Source organism: Streptomyces sp. WP-1 (assembly GCF_030450125.1).
Lineage (GTDB): Bacteria > Actinomycetota > Actinomycetes > Streptomycetales > Streptomycetaceae > Streptomyces > Streptomyces incarnatus.
Genome location: NZ_CP123923.1, coordinates 504,321 through 528,203 on the forward strand (window position 1 = coordinate 504,321; position 23,883 = coordinate 528,203).

A 23,883-nucleotide genomic window follows, 5' to 3' on the forward strand; every position below is an offset into this window, starting at 1 on the left:
CCCGCATCGGCATGTTCGGCGAGCCGGTCGAGCAGCATCCCGGCGGGGTCCCCTCAATCGGACTGGAACAGCGCGCCGCCGAGCCCGAACGAGGCGCCGACCAGCAGCCCGGCGGACGGTCACAGCGAGAAGACTCTCCGGCGCGGCGCGGTCTGCGGACTCGGCCCTGAACTCTTCCGTCCCGTCGACCCTGTTGGGCGGCAGACCGGCCGGACAAGGCGGCCCCGGTGACGCATCGACGCCATGACATCAATGCGCCAGGCCAATAGTCGGCGCTCCCCCGATATTTTGGTGACCCAAAACAAGGTCGCAACCACGTCTCGGAGGCCACCAGCATGTGCAGGATCTTCGGCTCCTTCGCGGTCGCGGCCACCGGCGCCGAGCTGGCCACGGTGTCGGCCCGGCAACGGCACGGGGGACCGGACGAGCGCGGGCTGCGCACCGGCCGCGGTTGGTCCCTCGGCTGTGACCGGCTCGCCGTGACCGACCCGGCGGGCGGCTCCCAGCCCTTCGCCCTGCCGACGGCGCCGGGCGTGCTGGCCGTACTCAACGGCGAGATCTACAACCACCAAGAGCTGCGAAGGCACTTGACCGCCCGTGGCCATCGTTTCCCGGACCGCTGCGACGGAGGGCTACTGCCCGCCCTCTACACGGAGTTCGGCCCCGCGTTCGCCGACCGGCTGGACGGGATGTTCGCGATCGCCGTCCTGGACCTGCGCGAACGCCGTCCCCGACTCGTCCTGGCCGTCGACGGGATGGGCATGAAGCCGCTGCACTACCACCAGGGTCCGCGCGGTGCCCTGCGGTTCGCCTCGGAGATCCCCGCGTTGCTCGCGTTCGACGGGGTGCCCGCCGTCCCGCGCGAGGACGCCCTCGACACCGTCCTGTCCACCAGGACACCCTTCGGTACGGAGACCGCCCTGCGCGACATCCGCGTGCTGCCGCCCGGGAGCGTCGCGGTGGCCCGTGGCGGTGAGGGGCTGCGGATGCTGCGCTGCGGGCCGCGCGCCTCGGTGCCCCACCCCGGGCCGGCGCCGTCGGGCGCGGACGTGCTGACGACGCTGCGCCGCGAGGTGCACCGGCTCGCCGACGTCGATCTGCCGCTGTGCGCCCTGACCAGCGGCGGCCTGGACTCCGGCCTGGTGACCGCGCTCGCCGCCGAGCACACCGAGCCGCTGCACACCTTCCACCTCGGCTACCGCGGCCGCTGGCCCCGAGCCGAGCACACGTATGCGAAGGCTGTCGCCAGGCGCGCCCGTACCCTCCACCACCATGTCTCCCTGGATCCCGCCGAGTTGCCCTCACTGCTGACCCGCACGATGCGCCATCTGGGCCAGCCCAACGCCGATCCCGTCACCGTCAGCACCTACGCGCTCTTCCGGGCCGTACGCGAGGCCGGGTTCACCGTGGCGCTCACCGGGGACGGCGCCGACGAACTCTTCGGCGGCTACGACCGGATCGGCACCGCCCTGACCGCGCCCGCCGGGACCGACTGGACGGCTCCCTACGCCGACGCGCTGGCGGCCGCGCCCCGGCTGCTGCGGGAATGGCTCTACACCCCCGAATACCGGGCGTTCATCGCCGAGCACGGCTCCGCGGCCGACCGGGTCATGGCCGAACTGCGCGCCTGCGGCACCGAACGGGCCGGTGCACTCCAGCGGTTCGAGACGCGGCGCCGGCTGCCCGCGTACCACCTGCGGCGCATGGACCATCTGAGCATGGCGTGGGCGGTCGAGGCCCGCATGCCGTTCTGCCAGCCGGACATGGTCTCCCTGGCCCGCCGACTGCCCGTCGAACTGCGCACCGGGAAACGGGCGTTGTACGAGGCCGGGCGTGGGCTGCTCCCGGCCGCCACGCTGCGCCGACCCAACCAGCCCTTCACGCTGCCCCTTTCGGCCATGCTCGCCGTCGACGGACCGCTGGTGTGGACCCTGCGCGAACTGCTCTCGCCCGCGCGGCTGCGGCGCACCGGGCAGCTGCGCGCCGACCGGGTGCAGGCCCTGTTCGCCCGGCACGCCGAACGCCCCTCCGACCAGGACGCGCTGGCCCTCTGGTCGCTGGGCGTGCACGAGTTGTGGGCCGATGTCGTACAGGGCCTTCGGGTGTCGGCCGACCTCGCCGCGTGATCGCCTGGCGCATCCGCGTCGTGGAGGAAGAACCCTGACCAGGGTGAAGAACGCCTCGCTCGCCCCGGGCGACTGTCCCGAGCCCGGCCCGCGCATGCCGCGGGCGCGGGTGTCCCGAGGTGGGGCAGGAGCGGCGGCACGCCCCTGCCCCGGCGGCCGCTTCCTCCCGGAGGTACAAAAGGGCCGCGATCGCAGCCTAGCATTTCATTTGAGTGGACCAAAGGTACTGGCTCATCCAAAAAGACGCTCGGCCTGATTTATTCGATTGGCCGAATGAAGCCCTTGTGGTGATTCCATCGGGCACCACCCGTCCCGGCGCTGTCATATCCGCGCCATGGCAGGTCCACGACTCGAAGAAACATGGACTCCGGGTCCAGGAAGGGTGATTATAGAAATGTCTTCGGAACAAGCTCGGCGGCACGGGCCCGAAGGCGAAAACCACCGATCACTTCCTGGAGGAAAAGTGTCCGCGTCTTCCCTCATCGCCGGTTTCCGCACCACCGCCCGCCAGTTCGCCCTGGCCACCCTTGTCTGCACCGCGGTAACGGGCGGAGCGGTCGCGGCCACCGTCACGGGAACGCACTCCGCGCACCACTCGGTGGCCGACAACAACTGGCCCAGCGCCTACGCGGTCCCGGCGGACAACAACTGGCCCGCCACTCCCGCGCCGACGGACAACAACTGGCCGGTGACACCTGCGGCTGCCTGACGCGGCACTTTCCCCCGGGGCCGGGAGGGATGGGCAGCCATCTCCCCGGCCCGTCCGTCATCCGGCCGCGGCAACCACGGAACGGCAGTCCGGGCACAGCCCCTTGAATACAATATCGGCGTCGTCGACTTGCCAGTCGGGCAGATCTTTTCGCGGCAGCGTCGGAGCGCGGTGCATGACATTCTCCACCCGCCCGCATTGCACACACAGCGCATGCTGATGGCGTGGTCCCGCTATTTCGAAGACCGCCGGCCAGCCGGGGCGCTCGAATTTCGCCGCCAGGCCCGCTTCCAGAAAATGCCGCAGCATTTCATAGACAGCCTGGGAAGTGAGCGTACCCAACCGCTCGCGTGCCGTGGCCGTCAAACCCTCGACGTCGAAATGATCGCCCGACGCGAGCACCTGGAGCACTTCCAGGCGCGGACTGGTGACCCGCAGCCCCGCATCGCGGAGTTGCTGGATCGCCGCCTCGCGCCCCTGAGCCACCGCTTCGCGTGCCATGTTCCCGCCATCTGGTGAGACCAAAAGTTTGAACGCATCGTAGCTCTTGGTCCGCCGGGTGCGAGGGGGCCACGCGGAGGGCGACGACCGAGACAACTCCCGCGCCCGGCGGTGGCGTTCAGCCCAGCCAGCCGAGCCGGGCGGCCCGCGCTCCCAGTTCGAAGCGGCTGGACGCGCCCAGTTCCTGCATCAGCTCGGAGATCATCCGGCTCACCGTCCGCAGCGAGACGCCGAGGCTGCGCGCGACCTTCTCGTCTTTCATCCCCGACGCCAGCATGCGCAGCGCCGCCCGCTGCTGCTCCGAGAGCCCGCCCCCGCCCCGGGCGGGCAGCACCTGCTCGCCGTAGGGCGTCGCGGTGTGCCAGCAATGTTCGAACAAGGTCTGGTACGAGCGCACGATCGCGGAGCCATGGGCGAGGATGGCACCGGCGGCGCCGTCCTCCGGGTCGACCGGGAGGATCGCGAACTGCTCGTCCGCGATGATCATGTTCATGGGGACGACGGGCGAGAGGCGCACCTGGACGCCCAGCTTCGCCTTCATCCGCAGATGCTCCGCGTCCTCGGACACCGAGGTCAGACGCTGGCTGAAAATGGAGCGGACCTGGACGCCCTTCTCGATCTGCCGCCGGTCCCGGTCGAGGGCCCGCTCGGGGATCTCCCGCCCGCGCGTGATCGGGTGCATCGAGGCGAGGTTGCCCTGGACCGTCACCGTGATGTCCTCCAGCACCTGCTGGATGCGGCGGTAGTCGGACAGGATCTCGATCTCCACGCCGACCGTCCGCGCCAGCGTCTCCGTGCGCAGGAAGTTGCCGGCGAGTGTCTTCAGCGTGTGGTGCGCCCGGTCGGCCTGCTCCAGATGGTCACGCAGCCGGGTGCGCTCGCGCTCCAGCAGCCGCAGCAGGGCGATCTCGGGGGCGATGACCGTGACGACATCGGTCTCCGCCTCGTCCGGAGCGGCGGGGTCCAGGCGGCTGGCGTGCAGTTGACCGGTTCGGACGACCAGACCGAGGTCGATCAGTTCCTCACGACATTGCGCGAGATCACCCTCCGACAAACCCATGTCGGACGCGACTTGGTGCAGGCTCGACGCCCCCTGTGCCCGAAGGCGCCGGTAGAGAGTGAGCGCAAGATCAGTGGATTGCGTTGCTGCACCGCCACTGCCATTGATCACCGCGACGCGGCCCCCCTTGTGATTGCGCGAAGCCCTCCCATCACACCTTGTCACAGAGGAGGCCAAAGATCTCCGATGCTGCTTAGTAATGTGACGGTCGTCACGTATCGGTGCGGCAGGTCAGGAGCACGCTTCGCGTCCACTCGTCGATCTGGTACTGCCGCTCATCGACGACGCGCAGTCCCGCGACGCGCAGATCCCGGTGCAGATCAGAGGAGTTGACGATCCATTTGTCGGTCGTCACCAGCACGGCGCGGCCGTTTCTCGACTCCGAGCGCTCAATGACATAGGAGATGCGCTCCCGCATAGCCACCGCATCGAAGTCCTGCCGAGCCACGGCCCGTTCCGTGATCCCGTCGAAGCGCGGCACCTCGAACGACCAGACGCGGTGCGGGCGTTCGGCAAGCCCCGTGGGGTCGTGGGCGGTGTAGTCGAAGGCGAGCACGCCGCGCGGTCCGAGGTGGCCGGCGATCTCACGCAGCACACGGGGGCGTGACCTCGGGGGGACGGCAGCGATCATCGACCCTGCCATCAGGGCGAGTTGGCAGGACCGGTGCGGGGGCAGGCGGAGCAGATCGGCGGGGATCGCGGTGATCCGGTCGCACACCTCGGGGCCGAGGCGGCGGGACCGGTCGAGCAACCGGTGCAGGCTGCGCCGGTCCCGGTCGACGGCGTCCACCGTGAAGCCGTGACGCGCGAGGGGTACGGCGATCCGGCCCGCGCCCGCGCCGAGGTCGAGCACCGGACCGCCGGTGGCCCTGGCCAGCGCCAGGTACTCCAGGATGTCGTCGCTGAACGGGCCGAGCAGGGCGTCCTGGAGCCATACGTCCTCGTCCGTGAGCGGGGCGAGGCATTCGAGGCCGGGCAGCCGGTCGGAGCGGAGCGGGATGGCGGTGGCGGTGGCGGTTCGGGACGCCGAGGCCGGTGCGGGCGCGGGCGCGGGCAGCACCGGGGTGCCGTTCTGTATGAGCATCGCTCCTCCAGGTGGCCTCGGCCGCTCCCGGCCGTCCGGGCGGACGCCGTGCCGTGGGGGGCCACGGCGCCCGATCATCGTGTCCGGGCGCGCCCGCGGCGGTCCAGCCAGGGGGAATGCGCGTTCACGCCAACGCGTGCGTGCGCCACAGCAGTTGTGCCGGGCGGCAGCGTGGCACACGATCCGTACCGGCCTGTGTCCTGTGCCGGTAAGTCCATGGGCCGTGAAGACAGGCAGCTCGGGGTCGTCGTCTTGGAGAGGGCCGGTTGGGTCCGCGGCCCGCTGGGGGCGCATCCGGTCGGTGAGCGGGCCAGCAGCGTGCTGCCGATGTCGCGACGGCGGTGCCGATCGGGCGTGGTGCACAGGGCGTAGCTGGCACACAGGGCGTAGATCGCGCGCTGGCCGATGCCGGGGACACCGCCAACGCCGCATCGCCGACGACCCGCCCGCCGACCTCCGCCGCCACCAGCCGAGCGAGCCGGCCCGGGGTGCCGCCCGTCCAGCCGTGCCGTGTCGCGGTGGCGAGCGGATGCGGGATCGGGGCGGCGTCCACGGGCACGGCGGACCGCACGTCCACGCTCACCAGGGCAGAACCTTCGGGGGCCTTCGCCCGGTCAGCTGCAGGGGCCCGGGGCCGAGCAGTACACCGCCGCCAGTATGAGCAGGCCGACCGCCAGGGCGAGGGCGAGCAGGGTGACACCCAGCACCGTGGGGCGCTCGGTGGGTGGTTGAAGGATGCGCCGCATGCGCAGCAGCGCCGACGAGCCGCCCGCCGCGAGGGCCGCGCGTGGTGCTTGTCCGGCCGCGACCACGTACAGGGCGACGGCCAGTGCCTGGCGCGAGCAGCGGCGCAATGCCCGGTCGTCGGCGGCCATTTCGAGCAGGAGCGGCACCTCGTCGCGGACGAGCCGGGCCAGCGGCAGCCGCCGGGAAAGCGCCCCGAAGGCAGAGGCGGCGGCCGCGAGGAGGTGGTGGCGGCCCGCGATGTGCGCGCGTTCGTGTTCCAGCGCGGCCGTGAGCTGTTCCCCGGTCAGGGCGTGTACGGCGCCCTCGCTGACCACCACCTGCGGCGCGCGGCCGGGCAGGCAGTAGACGGCGGGGGTGGTGTGCGGCAGCACCGTGGCCCGCAGTTCGGAGCGCCAACTCCCCACCATGCCGAGGAGTTCGGCGTGCCGGGCCCGGCGGCGCCGGAAGTCGAACACCTGCCGCCCGAAGGCCAGGGCGAGGGCGAGGGGCGGGCAGACGGCGGCGGAGAATCCCGCCCACGCGAGGGCGCTGGGCCGTTCCAGGCCGTTCAGCATGACGGCGACACAGCGTCCGGCGCTGGTGAGGAGGAAGTCTCCGGCCGCCTCGGGGAAGTGGTGGCTCTCGGCGACCGGGAAGAAGAGTTGCAGGATTGCGAGGGACAGGGACGCGGTGAGGACGAGCACCAGCAGTCCCCATAATCCGAGGGTGAACCGCGGCACCCGGTGCGCCCAGCGGCTGCGCACGAGGAACCGCGGCAGGATCACCCCGGCCGCGACGGCCAGCACCAGCGGCGGCAGGACATGATGGAACCGCACAAGGAACTCCCCGGCGCGGCAGCGGAGTTGGCTCACAACGGTCTCTCCGGTGGCGCCTCGCCGACGGGCCGGTGCCCCGAGGCGCGCAGGGCGGCCTCCAACACGGAGACGTCCTCAGGGGACATGTGCTCCACGAAGCGCTGGAGCGCGGCCTGCCGGTCCTCGGTACTGCCGAGGGCCTCCTGCATCAGGCTCGCGGTGTATTCCTCGCGGCTGCGCAGCGCTTCGTACAGCCAGGCGCGCCCGGCCTTTTCACGCTGGAGCATGCCCTTGCGGTACAGGATGTCCGCGACCGTCATGACCGTCGTATAGGCGACCGGCCGGATCCGGTTGATGTCGTCCACGACCTCCCGGACCGTGGCGGGCCGTCCCCAGTTCCAGAGACGGTCCATGATTTCGGCTTCCAGATCACCGAGCCGTCGCACCTGTTCCCCTCCGCCGCCTGCCACCGAGGCGCTTCACATCGTAGGACAAGCCTTCCGGACGCGGCATCACCCGCCACATTCCGATACCGGGCGGGGTACGGTCGAGGCATGGTGTGCTTCGGCAGGCAGGTCGCCGTCGGGGGCGGGGAAGGGTGAAGACGTCGATGCGGTAGGCGGGGACCTCGCCTGATTACACGTCCGCCCGTCGGGCGAGCCGGGTGACGGTACGGCGGAACCGGGGCCGAAGGCCTCCTACACGGTGGCGCCCCGCACCCTGGCCCACTGGCTTTTGGCCGGGCACCCGAGGCGAACGATCACCCTTGGCGTGCCGTCCCGGTTGTGGGTCCGAACATGTGCCCTTTCCCGTTGACCCATGGAAATATCCGGTCTTTTGTGTGCTTGCGGAAATGAAGCAAGGGCATTCGAGGGCCAGGAGGTTGATAACGATGGTTCCCCTGATTCTGGTTCTTCTTCTGGCCCTGATCCTCTTCGGCGCCGGCTTCGCGCTGAAGGCGCTGTGGTGGATCGCGGTGATCGTGCTCGTGCTGTGGCTGCTGGGCTTCCTCGTCCGGCCGACCGGGAGCGGTGGCCGCCGGGGGCGTTGGTACCGGTGGTAGACCCGAGAAGACGGGTCGCGAGCCGGTAGACGACGCGGACGTCGCGGTACTCCCGGCCGGGGACGACCCGGTCGGGGAGGTTGGTCCGCTCGCTGCGGGAGGATGACTCCCGTTCGCCGTCGCCGGTGAAACCGACGGCGGCGCGGGGCTCCTCCGCGAAGCGGAGACGGTCACCGCGGACCGTCGCCTCGAACGAGATGTCCGGTTCCGGGGATCCACCGGAGCCGCGCGCGGCAGGTGACCGACTCACCGGCCCCGTATCGGCTCCACCGGATCCCCGGCGGGCCCCCGTTCACGGCGGCTCCTCCCGCGCCCTCCGGGCCCGGCGACGGGCGGGACGCTCCGGCCGCTCGTCATCACGACCACGGTCGCCTCCTCGTCGCCCCTCGCCGTCGTCCCCGCCGTCGTCATCCGCCTCGCGGGAGCGCCGCGTCCTGGCGGTCCGCCCGCGTTCCGTCTCACCGTTTCTGCCGGCGGCCCTCCTCGCCGACCGCGCCGTTCGTCGGGCGGCGCTGCGCTCGGCGGCAGTCCCTTCGACGTCGACCGCCGCTCCCCCGGCGTCGACCGTCTCCCCCGCCTCATCGACCGCCTCGCCCGCGACGTCTCCCGCCCTCTGCACGGTGCGCCCCGCAACCCGGCCGGTCCCCCGCACCACCCCGCCCGCGTCGCCCACGACCTGCCCGGCCCGGCCTCCGACGTCCTCCACCGCACGTCCAGCCCCAGCCCCGACGTCCTCCACCACGCGCCCGGCCCCGCCACCGACGTCCTCCACCACCCGCCCCACTCCCCCACCTACGTCCCCGACGGCTCCCCCCGCGCCCGCGCCGACATCCCGCACCGCCGAGGCCGCGCCCCGGCCCACGTCCTCGACGGCGCCGCCGACTCCGCGCCCGACGCCCTCCACGGCGTACCCGGCGCCATGGCCGACGTCCTCGACGGCTCTGCCCGCCCCGGTGCCCAGTTCGCCCACGGCCAGCCGGGCCCCGCTCCCGACGTCCCGCACCGCCGAGCCGACGCCACGCGCCAGTTCCTCCAGGATCTGCGGGTTGCGGTCGAGGGTGGTGAGCACCCGGTGGATGATCGACGCGACGTTGTCGAGCCGCACCTTGAGCTGCGCCTGCGCCTCCACACCCGAGATCCCCAAGTGCACCCGCCCGAGGGCGACATCGGCGCCCACGTTCAGCTTCAGCAGGTCCAGAACCTCGGCCTGGAGCGAGACGCGGGCCCGCAGATCCTCCACGTCCAGGTCGATCTCGTCGATACTGAGGTGCGGGACGTCGAGGAAGACATCGGGCTCCGCGTCGGCGCCACCCCTGCGGGCCAGCACCGGGGCACCCTCCGGGTACGGCTCGGTCCCGGCGTACTCATCGGGGCCGTCGACCTCGTACTCGTACTCTTCTTCGTACTCGTCCCCGGCCCCTTCCTGGTCCTCGTCCTCGTCGTACGGCTCGGGTTCCTCGACGGGCCCGTCGTCGTTCTCGACGTCGTCGCGCATCCTGGCACCTCCGCGAGTTCTGCGGGTGTTCTGCGGGTTTTCTGCCTCTTTCGAGCCAGTATGGTGCGCTGTCGTACGCCACCCCCGGCCACGGAAGGCCCCGGCAGGGCCGCACCCTGCCGCGCACCCACGGCGCACACGGGAGCGCGCGACAGGGATACGGCGCGAACCCGGTGCGCCGGACGGGTGACGGCGGCGGACATCTCATCCCACAGACCGCACGGTCCGTGGGATCCGGCGGCATCCGGTGGATGCCGCCGGGGGCCGACGGGTGTTGGCGGGGGCCGACGGGTGCCGGTCAGGATGCGAACGCGTTCACCCCGGTCAGCTCGGCCGACAGCGTCCACAGGCGGGCCGCCTGCTCCGGGTCGATCGCCCAGTCCTTGACGCCCTCACGGTCGTCGGTGTCCGGGGCGGGCTCGGCGATGTCGCAGTCCTCCAGGTAGAGGCCGCCCAGACCGTCGAGCTGCGGAGAGGTCGCCGCCCAGACCTGGGTGGCCGCGCCCTGCTGCGGGGTCTTGAACATTTCGGGGTGGAGCAGGTTGCCCTGCTCGTCGATCCAGCCGCGCTCGATCATCTCCTCCTGGGCCAGGTGCCGTTGGAGCGGCGTAAGGATGCCGCCGGGGTGCAGGGCGAAGGCGCGGACCCCGGCGTCGCGGCCGAGCCTGTCCAGGTGGACGGCGAACAGGACGTTGGCGGTCTTGGCCTGGCCGTACGCCTCCCACTTGTCGTAACCCTGGCGCCAGTGGACGTCGTCCCAGCGGATGCCGGAGGCGTGGTGGCCGCGTGAGGACACGGAGACGACCCGGGCGCCGCCCGGCGCGATCGCGGGCCACAGCCGGTTGACGAGGGCGAAGTGGCCGAGGTGGTTGGTGGCGAACTGCGCCTCCCAGCCGTCGCCCACCCGGGTCTCCGGGCAGGCCATGATCCCGGCGCTGTCGATCACGATGTCCAGGCTCCGCCCGGAGGCGAGGAACCGCTCCGCGAACCGGCGTACGCTCTCCAGGTCGCCGAGGTCCAGCTCGTCCACCTCGACGCCGGACAGACCGGCCAGCGCCTGCTCGGCGGTCTCCGGACGCCGTGCCGGTACGACGACCCGGGCGCCGGCCTTGACGAGCGCGCGCGTGGTCTCCAGCCCGATGCCCGAGTAACCTCCGGTGACCAGGGCCAGCTTGCCGCTGAGGTCGATGCCCTCCAGAACCTCGTCCGCCGTGCTGGTGGCGCCGAATCCGGATCCGATCTTGTGCTGTGCAGTACTCATGTCCGGAACGCTACGAATTGGAGTGCTCTCCAAGTCAAGCGGCACACTGGACCGTCGTCCCCGCGCACCTCCGTCGGCCGCTCTCGCACGGCCCTCACCGGTCTCAGCAGCAACTGCCCGGCGCTCTAAGGTGATCGCCATGCCGATACCCGTACACGCCCTCGCCCACCGGCCGTTGACCGTCGAGGCAGTCGCCGAACTGGTGGCGCTGCCCTACGTTTCGCCCGTGGACGAGGGCGACGAAGCCGCCGTCGAGGCGGAGCTGCGGCGGCGCGGCCGGCAGTCGGAGGACCTGGTGTGCGAGTCGTTCCGCACCGGGCACGGGCATGTGCTGTGCAGCGATGCCTTCAGCCCGTTCGGGGAGCTGAAGGCGCGCGCCTTCCTTGTCTTCGGGGAGCTGTACCCGGTGGGTCCGGACGACGAGGGGATGGTCAACGGCACTTGGCTGAACGGGTACATGGAGGGGTGGGAGCAGTTGCCCGGCTGGCGCGGCTTGCGGCCCGCCACCGGTCAGGACTGCGAGACCGTGCTCGCGCGGGCGGCGGGGGTGGTCGCCGAGGTGATCGGCGCGGCCCCGGAGCGGGCCCTGGTCTCCGCGCACACCACGGGCCCCGGCCCCGCGCTGACGCACCGCGTCTGGCGCACCCCCGCCCACGCCCTGATCCTCGGCCCGCGCGCCGACGAGGGTCCCTACGGCTACCTCACCCACCTCCAGCTCTCCTCCACTCCCCTGACCTGCGCCTCGGACCTGTCGGCCGCCACCACCCGAGAGAGCCGCGCCATCCGGGAGTCCCCCACTACCCGAGATACACCCACTGCCCGAGAGACCCCCACCAATGGTCAGATCCCCACCGTCGGACAGACCGCCGCCGACGGTCAGGCCCTGGCCGACCGGATCACCGCCCACACCAACTGGTGACCACGGCACCTGCCCGCCCCACCTCAACGCCCCCGCTTTGACGCCCCCCTCAACGCCGCCGCGCGACCGTCACCCCGTCGCGCACCGGCAGCATCACCGAGTCCACCCGCTCGTCCGCGGCGATCAGATCGTTGAGCCGCCGCATCGTCACATGGCGCGCCTCCTGGTACGCCGGGGCGAGGACCCGGCCGCCGAGGAAGACGTTGTCCAACACCCGGCCTGCCGCCGGACGGCGACGCGGACTGACCGGGCGGCGGCCTTTCGCATCGAAGAATCCGACGCCCTTCCCTCACCAGGGTCCCGCACATGACATCAGGGCCCGTGATCCGGTGGATCGCGGGCCCTGATCGGACTCCCCCGAGGGGCTTTCCGTGCGCGTTACCTGACGGTGTCCTCGTGGGACAGTTCGAGGTCGAAGTCCGTGGTGCCGCCGGCGTCCACGCGGACGGAGGTGGCGACCGGGGCGTACCCGCTGGCGATGACGGTGTACTCACCGAGGTCGAGGTCGGTGAACCCGTAGGCGCCGTCGGGGCCGGTGGTGGCGGTGCCGAGCACGTTGCCGGCCGCGTCCAGGAGCGTCACCTTGGCGTCGCCGAGCGGTCCGCCGGTGGCGGCGCTGATGACGCCGTGCAGCTGGGCCCCGGCTTCGAGACGGATCTCGCAGGGCTCGGCCGCACCCGGGGTGACCTCGACGGGGACGGCGGCCGGACGGTAGCCCGGCGCGTTCACGGCGAGGGTGTAGCTGCCCGGGACCAGGTCCACCAGCGAGAAGCCGCCGTCGGCGGCCGAGGTCGCGGAGGTCACGACCTCACCGCGCAGGTCGGTCGCGACCAGCAGGGCGCCCGGCAGCGGGTTCCCGTGGGCCGCGTCCCGGACGGAACCGGCGAGCGCGGCGCTGCTGCCGCCGAGGACGAGGTCGCAGACCACGGGCTCGTCGCCGACCAGCACGGTGACGGCCTGCGGCTGACGGGCACCGGCGGCGCCGATCAGCACGTAGGTGCCGGCGCCGGGCACCGACACCGTGTAGGTGCCGTCCGCGCCGCTGACCGCGCGGTCGAGCTGCCGGCCGCGGACGTCGATCAGGGTGATCGCCGCCTGCGTGACCGGGGCGTTCGCGTCGTCGAGGACCCGGCCGCTGACGAGCTGCCCAGCGGCGGGCACGGATTCGACGGCCACGGTGGCGTCCTCGACGAGCGGGACGGCGGGCGCCTGACCGCTGTCCGCCGCGACGGCGTTCACCTGGGCGTCCTTCACATCGGCGGCCTTCACATCGGCGGCCTCGGCCTGCGTGCCGTTCGCCTCGGCGGCCCGTGCCTCCAGCCCGGATACCTTGCGCAGCGGCACCTCCTTGGTCCACACCGCGACCAGGAAGCCGAGGACCATGATGGCCGCGGCGCACAGGAACACCACGTGCATGGCGTCGGTGAAGCCCTCCTTGAAGGGCTGCGCCAGCCGCGGGTCGAGCTGCTGGATGAAGGAGGAGTCGTCCAGCACGCCCGAGCCGCCGCCGCTGGACGCGGGGTGCTTGAGCATGTCCAGCACGGGCGCGTTCGCCGGGTCGGCGCGGACGGCCGGGTCGTGCAGGGCGGCCTGGAACGCGGGCGTCTGGGCGGCCGACCGGAACGCGGAGCTGATCTTGTCGCCGACGGTGCTGAACAGCACGGACAGGAAGATCGCCGTACCGGCGGTGCCGCCCATCTGCCGGAAGAAGGTGGCCGACGCGGTGGCGACGCCCATGTCCTTGGGTTCGACGGAGTTCTGCACGGACAGGGTCAGGATCTGCATACAGCCGCTGAGGCCGAGGCCGAACAGCGCCATGTAGGCCATGGTCTCCGGCAGCGGGCTGTCCCACTGGACCCGGTAGTGGAACAGCAGCATGGCGGCGACCAGCAGGACGGTGCCGATGATCGGGAAGATCTTGTACTTGCCGGTCTTGGAGATGATGCGGCCGACCACCATGGTGCCGGCGATCATGCCCACCATCAGCGGGAGCATCAGCAGGCCGGACTTGGTGGGGCTGACGCCCTTCACGATCTGGAGGTACAGCGGGACCATCATCATCCCGCCGAACATGCCCATGCCGATGAGCACGGACAGCAGGCTCATCTTGCTGAACACGGAGCTGCGGAACAGGCGCATCGGGATCAGCGCCTCGTCACCCATGGCCCGCTCCACGAAGACCCAGGCCACCAGGCCGACCACGCCGATCGCGTAGCAGGCGTACGACTTGGTGGACGTCCAGCCCCAGGTCTGGCCCTGCTCGGCCACCAGCAGCAGCGGCACCACGCCGATGGCGATGGTGAGCGCGCCCCACCAGTCGATGCGGTGCTCGCGCCGGGTGTGCGGAAGGTTCAGCACCTTGGCGACGACGAAGAGCGCGACGATGCCGACCGGGACGTTGACGAGGAACACCCAGCGCCAGCCCGCGATGGCCAGGATGCTGCTGCGACCGGCGAGGAAGCCGCCGATCAGCGGGCCGAGGACGCTGGAGGAGCCGAACATGGCGAGCATGTAGCCCTGGTACCGGGCGCGCTCACGGGGCGGCACGATGTCGCCGATGATCGCCAGCGCCAGCGACATCAGACCGCCGGCGCCGATGCCCTGGAAGGCGCGGAAGGCCGACAGCTCGTTCATCGAGGTGGCGAAGGAGCAGGCCGCCGAGCCGGCGATGAAGATCGTGATGGCCGCGAGGAAGAAGGGTTTGCGGCCGTAGAGGTCGGAGAGCTTGCCGTACAGCGGGGTGCTGATGGTCGACGTGATCAGGTAGGCGGTGGTGACCCACGCCTGCGCGCTGAGTCCGTGCAGATCGTCCGCGATGGTGCGGATCGAGGTGCTGACGATGGTCTGGTCGAGGGCGGCGAGGAACATGCCCAGCATGAGACCGCTGAGGATCGTCATGATCTGGCGGTGCGTCAGCCGGCCGGCCGGTGGTGGCGGCGCGGATATCGCTGTTGTTCCCCCGCGGGCCGGGGACGCGGACATGGTCATGCGTGCAGATCTCCTTGCCTCGCCTCGCCCACCGGGTGCTGCCCGGTTCCGAGGCTCGTGTACGTGCTGTCCACCAGGTCGTCGTTGAGGCGCTTCAGCAGACGGGTGAGAAGGGTGCGGTCCGCGGCCGGCCACGGTTCGAGGAGCCGGGCCAGCTCCGCCTCGCGGCGGCGTACGGCGCTCTGGTACGCGGCGCGTCCGGCCTCGGTCGCGCTGAGCAGCGAGCCGCGCCGGTCCTCCGGGTCCGGGTGGCGTTCCACCAGCCCCCGGTCCACCAGTGAGCGCACCTGCCGGCTGACCGTCGACAGGTCGAGGAAGACGTCCGCGGCCAGGTCGGTCGCGCGGCGCCGGCCGCAGGTCACCAGCCGGGCGAGCAGCACGCGGTCGGCGGCCCCGCACTCGAATCCGGCGCGCTGGGTCCAGGCGGCGAAGAGCCGCATGAGGCGGACCATCTCGGCGCCCAGACCCGACGCGGCGGCCTCGGCGCTCACGCCCTCCGCGAGCACGGCCTCGACGCTCACGGCGTCCGCGATCGAGGTCGCCGTCGCGATCGCTGTCGCGGGGTACGCCGCCCCGACGGACCCGAGGGACCCGACGGACCCGGCGGACCCGGCGGACGGCGCCTCGTCCGTGCGCGTGTCGCTGGCCCGTACGGCGTCCATCCGTACGGCGTCCATCCGTGCGGCGCTTTCATGCCCTCTGCGGCTGTCTGTGCCGATCATCACTCACATTCCGTTGCTTGCGGCTACCAAGTGAGTGTAGGGCCTGGCCGACGCCACCTGTACGCCGGTGTCCGGTCATGCTTCGGCAATACGGCGTCCGGTGTGATGGGGGGAGCAGGGTACCCGGCCGACCTGTGTGCCCGGACCGCGCGCGCCGCCGGCCGGGCATCGCGGTACGGCCCCGCCGCCGGGCGGAACGCGCTCCAGGGGGACCGTTGCGGCTCTCCGCCCGTGGGACACGGGAGGCGCGTCGGCGCCCAGGTCGCGGACACCGGTCGCCTGGACTACACGCAGTTCACGGCGCTGCCCGACCGGGTCCCGCCGACCGACGGTCCGAGCACTCCGCCGTCCTGCGGTACGGACACCCCGGCGCCGCAGGACCCACAGACCGCCCCGGTGCCGTACCCCGGTGAGGAGAAGCTGTACGCGCGAACGACGTCCCGATCGCGTACATCCCGTCGTCGGAGACCTCTCGGAGACCTCCCCCGTCGGAGAACGACGGCTGAGGCGCCCCGGCCGGGGGCCGTCCCCTGTTTCCGGTGGGGTCTGCCGGTGCAGGGTTCCCCCATGGCTGATTCCTTCGCTGGAGCGTGGCCGGCCGGCTATCGGGTCCGCCCCGCCGACACCGCCGACACCGCCGCTGTGCACCGCCTGGTGGGCGCGGGCGAGCGCGCGCTGCACGGCCTGGCCACGACCGACGCCGATCGCATCGCGGCCGATCTCGGCATGGCCGGGGGCGGGTCGGCGGGTGACACGGTGCTGGTCACCGGTCCTGCCGGGGACCCGGCGGCGTGGGGCTGGGTACGGGGGCGGCGGGCGACCGTGCATGTGCATCCCGGGCACCGGGCGCGGGGGCTGGGCGCCGCCCTGCTCGCCTGGTCCGAGGCGCGGGCCCGGGAGCTGGGCGCCGACCGGCTGGCGCAGACGATCTCCGGCAGTGATCTCGGGGCCGTGGCGCTGCTGCGTTCCGGCGGTTACGTCGGGGTGGTCACCGAGTGGCTGCTGGAGATGCCGCTGACCGGCGAACCGGTGGTGCCGGAGCCGCCCGCGGGGATCACGGTGCGGGCGTTTCGCGCGGGCGACGAGGAGGCCGCGTACCGGCTCACCGAGGACGCGTTCGACGAGTGGCAGCAGCGGCGGAAACCGTACGCGGAGTGGGCGCGGCGCACGGTCGGCCGGGCGACGTTCGCACCGGGGGCGTCGCCGCTCGCCTTCGAGGGTGACCGGTTGGCCGGTGTGGTGCTGTCGTCGGATCCGGGGGCGGGTTCAGAGGCGGACGCGGGTCCCGTGCCGGGGACTTTGGGCGGCGGCGAGGGGTACGTCGACCGGGTGGCGGTCCGCCGCGATCAGCGCGACCGGGGCATCGCACGGCTGCTGCTGCAAGAGGCGTTCCGTGCCTTCTACCTCCAGGGGAAGCGGAGTTGCGTCCTGTGGACGCATTCGGACACGGGGGCGCTGGGGCTGTACGAGCGGCTCGGGATGACGGTGCGGCGCAGTTCCACGGTGTACGGCAAGGCGCTCGTCGCGGGCTAGCCGACCGAGGAGGGCTTCCGGTTTGCCACCGTGCGCGGGCTGGTGCCAGCCCCCGTACAGGTCCGGCTGCCTGCCGGAGTGATCGTGCCGTGGGCGATCTCTACCGTGTTGCGCATGGCAATTCCTTTACTTTCGACCGTGCTTCGCAGAGGTGCCGCGCTCGTGGCCGGGGCCGTCGCCATGGTGCTGCTCGCCGCGCCGCTGTCCGCCGCCCGGGCACCGGACGCGTCCCGGGCGTGCGGCACGCACGAGGCCGTACGGCGGTCGGTGCACCGGCTGGTCGCCGAGGACCGGATCGCCGGGGCCGCGGTTCTCGTCGACGGGCCTGCGGCCGGGCCGGGTTGCGCGCGCTGGTCCGTCACGGACGGGGTCGCCGACCTGCGCACCGGCCGCCTTACGAACACCACGGACCGGCTGCGGATCGGCAGCGTCACCAAGACCTTCACCGCCACGGTGGTCCTGCAACTCGCCGCCGAGCACCGGCTGTCCCTGGACGCGCCGGTCGAGCGCTATCTGCCCGGCCTGATCCGGGGACACGGCTACGACGGCCGCCGGATCACCGTCCGCCGACTCCTCCAGCACACCAGCGGCCTTCCCGACTACCTCGAAGCGCCCGAGTGGAAGCACCCCGAGGCGCTGCGCCATCGCCATTTCGAGCCGCGCGAACTCGTCTCCCGTGCACTCCAGTTGCCGCACCCCGGCCAGACCTGGCACTACGCGACCACCAACTACGTCGTCGCCGGGCTGATCGTCCAGGCGGTCACCGGGCACTCGCCCGAGGCGGAGATCACCCGCCGCGTCATCGTGCCGCTCGGGCTGCACGACACCTACTGGCCCGGCGACGACACCCGGATCCAAGGCCCCCATTCCCGGAGCTACTTCACGGACGCCGAGGGCCACCGAGTGGACGGCACCGACTGGAACATGACCTTCGGGGACGTCGGCGGCGCTTTGGTGTCCACGCCGGAGGACCTGACGCGGTTCGCCACCGCGCTGTTCGGCGGGCGCCTGCTGCCGGCGGCCCGACTCGCCGAGATGCGGCGCACGGTGGCCGCCGACCCCGACCGGCTCTGGCCCGGTGCGCGCTACGGACTCGGTCTGATCATGACCCCGCTGACCTGCGGCGGCGCCTGGTGGAGGCATGCCGGGACGGTGCCGGGCGGACACCGGGCACTGGTGGCCGTGGGCCCGGGCGGGCGCAGCGTCGCCGTGGCGCTGAACGAGATACCCGCGACCCTCCAGGCCGAACAGGACTTCCTCGACGTCGTGGACACGGCCTTCTGCACGCAAGGCTCCCCCATCGGAAGGACGACCGCATGACCACCTCCCTCGCGGGTGACCGGCACCGAGGACACCGCTTACGCCGGCTCGTGACACGGTCCGGCCCGATGACCGCGCTGAGCCTGGCCGCGGCACTCACCCTGGGCGCCGCCCCCGCCGCCCCCGCCGCCCCTGCGGCCCCCGCCGATCCCCTGGCCCGCTACCACCATCAGCACCTCACCTGGAAGAGCTGCCTGCTCGGCCCGGACGACGAGACCGGCAAGGAACTGGAGCAGGCAGGCGCCCGATGCACCGAAGTCACCGTGCCGTTGGACTACGCACGCCCCGACGGCCGTACGATCACCGTCGCGCTCTCCCGGATCCGGGCCACCGACTCCGCGCACCGCGTCGGCACGCTCGTGCTCAACAGCGGCGGTCCCGGCGGGCCGACCATCGGTGATCCGCCGTGGGTGCGCAAGGCGATGAAGGACGTCGGCGGGCGGTACGACGTGGTGGGGGTGGATCCCCGCTTCGTGGGCCGCAGCACCGCGCTGGACTGCGGATGGCCGACCGGCAGCATGATCCGCGGGGCGGGCAGGGACCGCGCCGAGTTCGACGGCATGGTCGCCTTCTCCGCCGACCTCGCCCGCCGCTGCCGCACCCACGCGGGCGACCTGGTGCCGTACGCGAACACCCGCAACACCGCCCGCGACATGGATGTGATCCGCGCCGCGCTGGGCGAGCGCCGGATCTCCTACCTCGGCTACTCGTACGGCAGTTACCTCGGTGAGGTGTACACCACGATGTTCCCCGGCCGCACCGACCGGGTGGTGCTGGACGGTGTGATCGACCCCGCCCGCTACGGTCCCCGGCTGCTGCGGGGCACGGAGGCCGCCGGGAAGCACGCCCTGCGCGACTGGGCGGACTGGGCCGCCGCGCATGACGAGGACTACGGCCTGGGCCGTACCGGGAGTGCGGTCCTCGCGACGGTGGAGGAGATCCAGTCGGCCGCCGAGCGCGCCCCGCTGCGGGTCGGCGGCTACCGGGTGGACGACCGGATCACCCCCACCCTCGTCCTCAACGGCCTCTCCCAGGATCTCCCCTCGGCCTACGGCGACTTCGCCCAGGGGGTGCGGGAGCTGCGGCGCGCCGCCGGGGGAGAGCCGGTGTCCCCGTCACCCTGGCTGGCCGGCCTGCTCCAGTTCCTGCTGACGGGACACGACTCCGCCTACGGCAGTGCGCAGACGGCGATCCTGTGCGGTGACGGAACCGCGCCCCGCGATCCGGAGACCTACTGGCGCGATCTGCGGCAGGCCGACCCCCGGGACCGGTTCTTCGCTCCCGTCACGAACGCCATCAACCCCTACGCGTTCTGGGGGCCGCCGCGCGAACGGCCGACCACCGTCCGCGCCGACCTCCCGGCCCTGCTGGTGAACGCCACCGGCGACCCGCGCACCCTCTACTCGGGCGCCGAGAGGGTCCACCGCGGCTGGCCCGGCTCCCGGCTGATAACCCTGCACGACGCCGACCAGCACGCCGTGTTCGGCATCTTCGGCAGCGCGTGCGTGGACGACGCGGTGAACGCCTACCTCGCGACCGACCGGCTGCCGGCCGTGGACCTGTCCTGCCCCCGGGGCCGGCCCTGACCCGTCAGGGGCACATCAGCACCCGGTCAGGGGCCGCTGCCATCCTCTTCTTGTGAACGGAACGGGGCACCACACCGGGCCGGGAACAAGGAGAGGTGCCCGGAGCGGTTGATCGGGGACCGACGAGTTCGTCTCAAGGTCGGATCCTTATGGGGTCCACGCAGGTTCGAATCCTGCCCTCTCCGCCGAGGCGGTCCGCGTTCAGTCCTTGTCGTCCGTCGGCGGGGACCAGGGCTGTTCCGGGGGCGGCGGCCCCTCCCACGCGCCGCGGAGCATCTCCTTGAGAGTCTTCGGCGGGGTCTCCTTCTCCTCCCGCACATGCATGAGCCGGGCGGTGCTCACCCGTATGTGGCACTGGTGTCCCCGCAGCCCGACGAGGACCACCCACGAGCCGTCCTGGGCGAGGAAGGCGTGCCGCGCGGGCTGGTCCCCCGGTTTGGCGTGGCGGGCCAGGGTGGTCGGCAGGTAGTGCAGCGCCGCGTCCTCGGCCACGGCGGCGATCCTGGCCTCGTCCCCCCGGACGCGGTGTGCGGCCGCGAGCTTCCAGTGGTGCAGCCTGAACTCGATGGCCTGCAGATGTTTCGTGTCCCGTATGTCTTCCTCGACGAGGATGTACCAGTCAGCACTCATGATCCGCGCATCCTGTCATGCGCCCCGGCGCACGCCTCCACCGAGCGGGTGCCTTCCGGCGCGCCGGGCCGGTGTCCCCTCGGCGTCGGTCGCCGGTGGCTCCTAGCCTCGGAGCATGCCCCGGCTTCCCGCACATGTACGCGCCTGTCTGTTCGATCTCGACGGGGTGCTCACCCAGACCGCCAAGGTGCACGCGGCGGCCTGGAAGGAGATGTTCGACGCCTATCTGCGAGAACGCGCGCGCCGGGAGGGCACGGAGTTCGTGCCCTTCGACGCGGTGCGCGACTACGACGAGTACGTGGACGGGCGGCCGAGGGAGGACGGGGTGCGCACGTTCCTCGCGGCGCGCGGGGTGCGGTTGCCCGAGGGGTCGCCGCAGGATCCGCCGGACGCCGAGACGGTGCAGGCGCTGGGCGCCCGGAAGAACGAGCTGGTGCTGCGCCGGATCCGGGAGGACGGCGTGGAGCCGTACGAGGGTTCGGTCCGCTTTCTGCACGAGGTCCGCGCGGCGGGCCTGGCCTGCGCGGTGGTGTCGTCCAGTGCGAACGCCCGGGACGTGCTGGCCGCGGCCGGTATCGCGGACCTGTTCGACGAGTGGGTCGACGGGGTGGTGACCCGCGAGCGGCACTTGCGCGGCAAGCCCGCCGCGGACACCTATCTGGAGGCGGCACGGGAGTTGTCCGTGGAGCCCGGCGCGGCGGCCGTGTTCGAGGACGCGCCGGCCGGTGTCGAGGCCGGGCGGGCGGGGCGGTTCGGGCTGGTCGTGGGGGTGGACCGGGTGGGGCAGGCGGAGCAGCTTCGGGCGCACGGCGCCGACGTGGTCGTACGCGACCTGGCGGAACTTCTGGAGTCGTCGTGATCACGCATCCCAGCTACACCGTCGAGCCGTGGTCCCTGCGCGAGACCGAGCTGAATCTGGACGTGCTCGCGCAGAGCGAGTCGGTGTTCGCGCTGTCCAACGGGCATGTCGGCTGGCGCGGCAACCTGGACGAGGGCGAGCCGCACGGGCTGCCCGGCGCCTACCTCAACGGGGTCCACGAGCGGCATCCGCTGCCGTACGCGGAGGCCGGGTACGGCTATCCCGAGTCCGGCCAGACGGCGATCAACGTGACCGACGGCAAGGTCGTCCGGCTGCTGGTGGACGACCATCCGTACGATCTGCGCTACGGGCGGCTGCTGTCCCATGAGCGGGTCCTGGACTTCCGTACCGGTGTGCTCAGCCGCACCGCCCGCTGGACCTCGCCCGGTGGCCGTACGGTCCGTATCACCTCGCGGCGGCTGGTGTCCTTCACCCAGCGCGCGGTGGCCGCCGTCGTCTACGAGGTGGAGCCGGAGGACGGCCCGGCCTCGGTGGCCATCCAGTCCGAGCTGATCGCCAACGAACAACTCCCCCATGTCGAAGGGGATCCCCGGGTCGCGGCCGTGACCGATTCCCCGCTGACGGCGGAGGAGCACTACGCCGAGGAGACCCGGCTGCGCCTGGTGCACCACACCGACCGCAGCGGGCTGCGGGTGGGCGCGGCGGCCGACCATCTGGTGGAGGGGCCCGAGAGCACCCGCTGGTCGGCGCAGTGCGAGCCCGACGTCAGCCGGCTGACGGTGACGGCGGACCTGGCGCCCGGACAGCCGTTGCGGCTGGTCAAGTTCGTGGCCCACGGCTGGTCCGCGGAGCGTTCGCTGCCCAGCATGCGCGACCAGGTGGACGGGGCGGTGGCGGTCGCGGTCAGTACCGGCTGGGACGGGCTGGTCGCCGAGCAGCGGGCCTATCTGGACGAGTTCTGGGCGGGCGCGGACGTCGAGGTGGAGGGGGACCCGCAGATCCAGCAGGCGGTGCGGTTCGCCCTCTTCCATGTGCTTCAGGCGGCGGCCCGCGGCGAGAACCGGGCGATCCCCGCGAAGGGACTGACCGGGACCGGGTACGACGGGCACTCCTTCTGGGACACCGAGGCGTATGTGATGCCGGTGCTGACGTTCACCGCGCCGCAGGCCGTGGCGTCCGCCCTGCGCTGGCGGCACAGCACCCTGCCCGCGGCCCGTGAGCGCGCCCGCCAACTGGGCCTGGAGGGCGCCACGTTCCCCTGGCGGACCATCGACGGCGCCGAGTGCTCCGCCTACTGGCCGGCCGGGACCGCCGCCTTCCACATCAACGCGGACATCGCGCTGGCCACGGTCCGGTACATCGCGGCGACCGGGGACGAGGACTTCGAGCGCGGGGTCGGGTTCGACATCCTGGTGGAAACGGCCCGGCTGTGGCGCTCCCTCGGCCACCACGACCCGGAGGGCGTCTTCCACATCGACGGGGTCACCGGCCCCGACGAGTACAGCGCCATCGCCCGGGACAACCTCTACACCAACCTGATGGCCCGCCAGAACCTGCTGGCCGCAGCGGATGTGGCGATCCGCCACCCCGACCGGGCCGACGAACTCGGCGTGGACGACGAGGAGGCCGCGGCCTGGCGGGACGCGGCGGCCCGGATGGCGCTCCCGTACAACGAGGCGCTGGGTGTGCACGAGCAGTCCGCCGGATACACGCACTTGCAGCGCTGGGACTTCGAGGGGACCCCGCCCGAGAACTACCCGCTCCTGCTCAACTACCCCTACTTCGACCTGTATCGCAAGCAGGTGGTGAAGCAGGCGGACGTGGTGCTGGCGATGATGGAGTGCCCGTACGCGTTCAGCGAGGAGGAGAAGGCGCGCAACTTCGCCTACTACGAGGCGCTGACGGTGCGCGACTCCTCGCTGTCGGCGTGCTGCCAGGCGGTGCTCGCCGCCGAGACCGGGCACCTCCGGCTGGCGTACGCCTATCTCGGCGAGGCCGCGCTGATGGACCTGGACGACCTGGAGCACAACACCCGCGACGGGCTGCACATCGCCTCCCTCGCCGGGACGTGGATCGCCGTCGTCGGCGGTTTCGGCGGTCTGCGCTGGCATCTCGGCAAGGACGAGCGGCCCGATGTGCTCGGCTTCGGGCCCCGGCTGCCGGAGACGCTGTCCCGGGTGGTGTTCACGGTGCAGGTGCGCGGGCGCCGGCTGAAGGTGGACATCGGCCCGAAGCAGGTGCGCTACGGGCTGGTGGAGGGCGATCCGCTGACGATCCTCCACTACGGCGACCCGCTCACCGTGTCCGTCGACGCGCCGCAGGACCGCCCCATCCCGCCCCCGCCGGTGCACCCGGAGCCGCAGCAGCCCCGGGGGCGGCACCCGCAGGGGCTGGCCGAGCAGGACGAAACCGCGGAGCAATAGCCGTACGGCGGAGCAACTGCCGTACGGGCGGGCCGAGTTCACCCGGGCCGCGCGCACGCGGAGCCGCCGGCCGAGGAGGCCGACCCCCGGGGAGGGCATACC

20 protein-coding genes and 1 pseudogene are annotated in these 23,883 nt (G+C 72.1%); 10 read left to right on the forward strand and 11 right to left on the reverse strand.

From position 1 onward, the window contains the following. Positions 1 to 335 precede the first annotated feature (335 nt). Together asnB and QHG49_RS01815 are read left to right on the forward strand one after the other, a co-directional pair. Positions 336 to 2,126 carry an asparagine synthase (glutamine-hydrolyzing) gene (gene asnB / locus QHG49_RS01810; protein WP_301487020.1) on the forward strand — a complete coding sequence of 597 codons (1,791 nt, stop codon included), beginning with the start codon at positions 336 to 338 and terminating at the stop codon, positions 2,124 to 2,126. A gap of 463 nt (positions 2,127 to 2,589) precedes the next feature. Then, on the forward strand, positions 2,590 to 2,835 hold the full coding sequence (locus QHG49_RS01815) for a hypothetical protein (protein ID WP_301487021.1): 246 nt from the start codon (positions 2,590 to 2,592) through the stop codon (positions 2,833 to 2,835). 57 nt (positions 2,836 to 2,892) lie between these two features. Here the strand turns inward: QHG49_RS01815 and QHG49_RS01820 are convergent, their stop codons facing one another. The 5 genes from QHG49_RS01820 to QHG49_RS01840 all read right to left on the reverse strand — a co-directional run bounded on the left by QHG49_RS01820 (position 2,893) and on the right by QHG49_RS01840 (position 7,467). Then, the gene (locus QHG49_RS01820; RefSeq protein WP_301487022.1) at positions 2,893 to 3,336 is read right to left on the reverse strand and encodes a Fur family transcriptional regulator; all 444 of its coding nucleotides are present in this window, start codon (positions 3,334 to 3,336) and stop codon (positions 2,893 to 2,895) included. Between the two features lie 118 nt (positions 3,337 to 3,454). Then, positions 3,455 to 4,396: a LuxR C-terminal-related transcriptional regulator gene (locus tag QHG49_RS01825; protein WP_301487023.1), complete on the reverse strand. Its 942-nt coding sequence runs from the start codon at positions 4,394 to 4,396 to the stop codon at positions 3,455 to 3,457. 211 nt (positions 4,397 to 4,607) lie between these two features. Then, positions 4,608 to 5,480, reverse strand: coding sequence for a bifunctional 2-polyprenyl-6-hydroxyphenol methylase/3-demethylubiquinol 3-O-methyltransferase UbiG (locus QHG49_RS01830; protein WP_301487024.1), 873 nt, complete (start codon positions 5,478 to 5,480; stop codon positions 4,608 to 4,610). A 614-nt stretch (positions 5,481 to 6,094) separates the two neighbouring features. Continuing rightward, a complete protein-coding gene (locus QHG49_RS01835; protein ID WP_301487025.1) occupies positions 6,095 to 7,042 on the reverse strand; it encodes a M56 family metallopeptidase in 948 nt (315 codons plus the stop codon). A 32-nt stretch (positions 7,043 to 7,074) separates the two neighbouring features. Continuing rightward, entirely contained in the window at positions 7,075 to 7,467 is a 393-nt protein-coding gene (locus tag QHG49_RS01840; RefSeq protein ID WP_145486823.1) for a BlaI/MecI/CopY family transcriptional regulator, read from the reverse strand. Positions 7,468 to 7,913: 446 nt separating this feature from the next. On the opposite strand from QHG49_RS01840, the gene QHG49_RS01845 reads away from it, so the two are divergent. Continuing rightward, positions 7,914 to 8,084 carry a hydrophobic protein gene (locus tag QHG49_RS01845; protein WP_125211829.1) on the forward strand — a complete coding sequence of 57 codons (171 nt, stop codon included), beginning with the start codon at positions 7,914 to 7,916 and terminating at the stop codon, positions 8,082 to 8,084. Between the two features lie 292 nt (positions 8,085 to 8,376). On the opposite strand, the gene QHG49_RS01850 is transcribed toward QHG49_RS01845, so the two are convergent. Both QHG49_RS01850 and QHG49_RS01855 read right to left on the reverse strand, forming a co-directional pair. Further along, positions 8,377 to 9,579, reverse strand: a complete 1,203-nt coding sequence (locus QHG49_RS01850; protein WP_301487026.1) for a hypothetical protein — start codon at positions 9,577 to 9,579, stop codon at positions 8,377 to 8,379. Between the two features lie 298 nt (positions 9,580 to 9,877). Further along, positions 9,878 to 10,840 (reverse strand): SDR family NAD(P)-dependent oxidoreductase, encoded by a 963-nt coding sequence (locus QHG49_RS01855; protein ID WP_301487027.1) that lies wholly within the window; start codon positions 10,838 to 10,840, stop codon positions 9,878 to 9,880. A 139-nt stretch (positions 10,841 to 10,979) separates the two neighbouring features. Here QHG49_RS01855 and QHG49_RS01860 point away from each other — a divergent pair, with 139 nt between their 5' ends. Beyond that, positions 10,980 to 11,759, forward strand: coding sequence for a hypothetical protein (locus tag QHG49_RS01860; protein WP_301487028.1), 780 nt, complete (start codon positions 10,980 to 10,982; stop codon positions 11,757 to 11,759). A gap of 49 nt (positions 11,760 to 11,808) precedes the next feature. Here QHG49_RS01860 and QHG49_RS01865 read toward each other — a convergent pair whose 3' ends face one another. The 3 genes from QHG49_RS01865 to QHG49_RS01875 form a co-directional block, all read right to left on the reverse strand. Further along, positions 11,809 to 11,973, reverse strand: a complete 165-nt coding sequence (locus tag QHG49_RS01865) for a hypothetical protein (protein ID WP_301487029.1) — start codon at positions 11,971 to 11,973, stop codon at positions 11,809 to 11,811. Positions 11,974 to 12,137: 164 nt separating this feature from the next. Next, positions 12,138 to 14,747, reverse strand: a complete 2,610-nt coding sequence (locus QHG49_RS01870; protein ID WP_301487030.1) for a DHA2 family efflux MFS transporter permease subunit — start codon at positions 14,745 to 14,747, stop codon at positions 12,138 to 12,140. Next, a complete protein-coding gene (locus tag QHG49_RS01875) occupies positions 14,744 to 15,424 on the reverse strand; it encodes a MarR family winged helix-turn-helix transcriptional regulator (protein ID WP_370530410.1) in 681 nt (226 codons plus the stop codon). The genes QHG49_RS01870 and QHG49_RS01875 overlap by 4 nt, the downstream gene beginning before the upstream one ends. 612 nt (positions 15,425 to 16,036) lie before the next feature. Here QHG49_RS01875 and QHG49_RS01880 point away from each other — a divergent pair. From QHG49_RS01880 to QHG49_RS01895, 4 genes and pseudogenes are all read left to right on the forward strand, one after another. After that, positions 16,037 to 17,002 carry a GNAT family N-acetyltransferase gene (locus tag QHG49_RS01880; protein ID WP_301487031.1) on the forward strand — a complete coding sequence of 322 codons (966 nt, stop codon included), beginning with the start codon at positions 16,037 to 16,039 and terminating at the stop codon, positions 17,000 to 17,002. A gap of 114 nt (positions 17,003 to 17,116) precedes the next feature. Continuing rightward, the gene (locus tag QHG49_RS01885) at positions 17,117 to 18,322 is read left to right on the forward strand and encodes a serine hydrolase domain-containing protein (RefSeq protein ID WP_370530411.1); all 1,206 of its coding nucleotides are present in this window, start codon (positions 17,117 to 17,119) and stop codon (positions 18,320 to 18,322) included. Between the two features lie 68 nt (positions 18,323 to 18,390). Then, positions 18,391 to 19,908, forward strand: a complete 1,518-nt coding sequence (locus QHG49_RS01890) for an alpha/beta fold hydrolase (protein ID WP_301487032.1) — start codon at positions 18,391 to 18,393, stop codon at positions 19,906 to 19,908. A gap of 89 nt (positions 19,909 to 19,997) precedes the next feature. Further along, positions 19,998 to 20,093: pseudogene (locus tag QHG49_RS01895) on the forward strand. A 16-nt stretch (positions 20,094 to 20,109) separates the two neighbouring features. On the opposite strand, the gene QHG49_RS01900 reads toward QHG49_RS01895, so the two are convergent. Next, entirely contained in the window at positions 20,110 to 20,538 is a 429-nt protein-coding gene (locus QHG49_RS01900; RefSeq protein WP_159698036.1) for a hypothetical protein, read from the reverse strand. 115 nt (positions 20,539 to 20,653) lie between these two features. On the opposite strand from QHG49_RS01900, the gene QHG49_RS01905 reads away from it, so the two are divergent. Further along, positions 20,654 to 21,397, forward strand: a complete 744-nt coding sequence (locus QHG49_RS01905) for an HAD family phosphatase (protein WP_301487033.1) — start codon at positions 20,654 to 20,656, stop codon at positions 21,395 to 21,397. Beyond that, a complete protein-coding gene (locus QHG49_RS01910; protein WP_301487034.1) occupies positions 21,394 to 23,781 on the forward strand; it encodes a glycoside hydrolase family 65 protein in 2,388 nt (795 codons plus the stop codon). The genes QHG49_RS01905 and QHG49_RS01910 overlap by 4 nt, the downstream gene beginning before the upstream one ends. Positions 23,782 to 23,883: the final 102 nt, after the last annotated feature.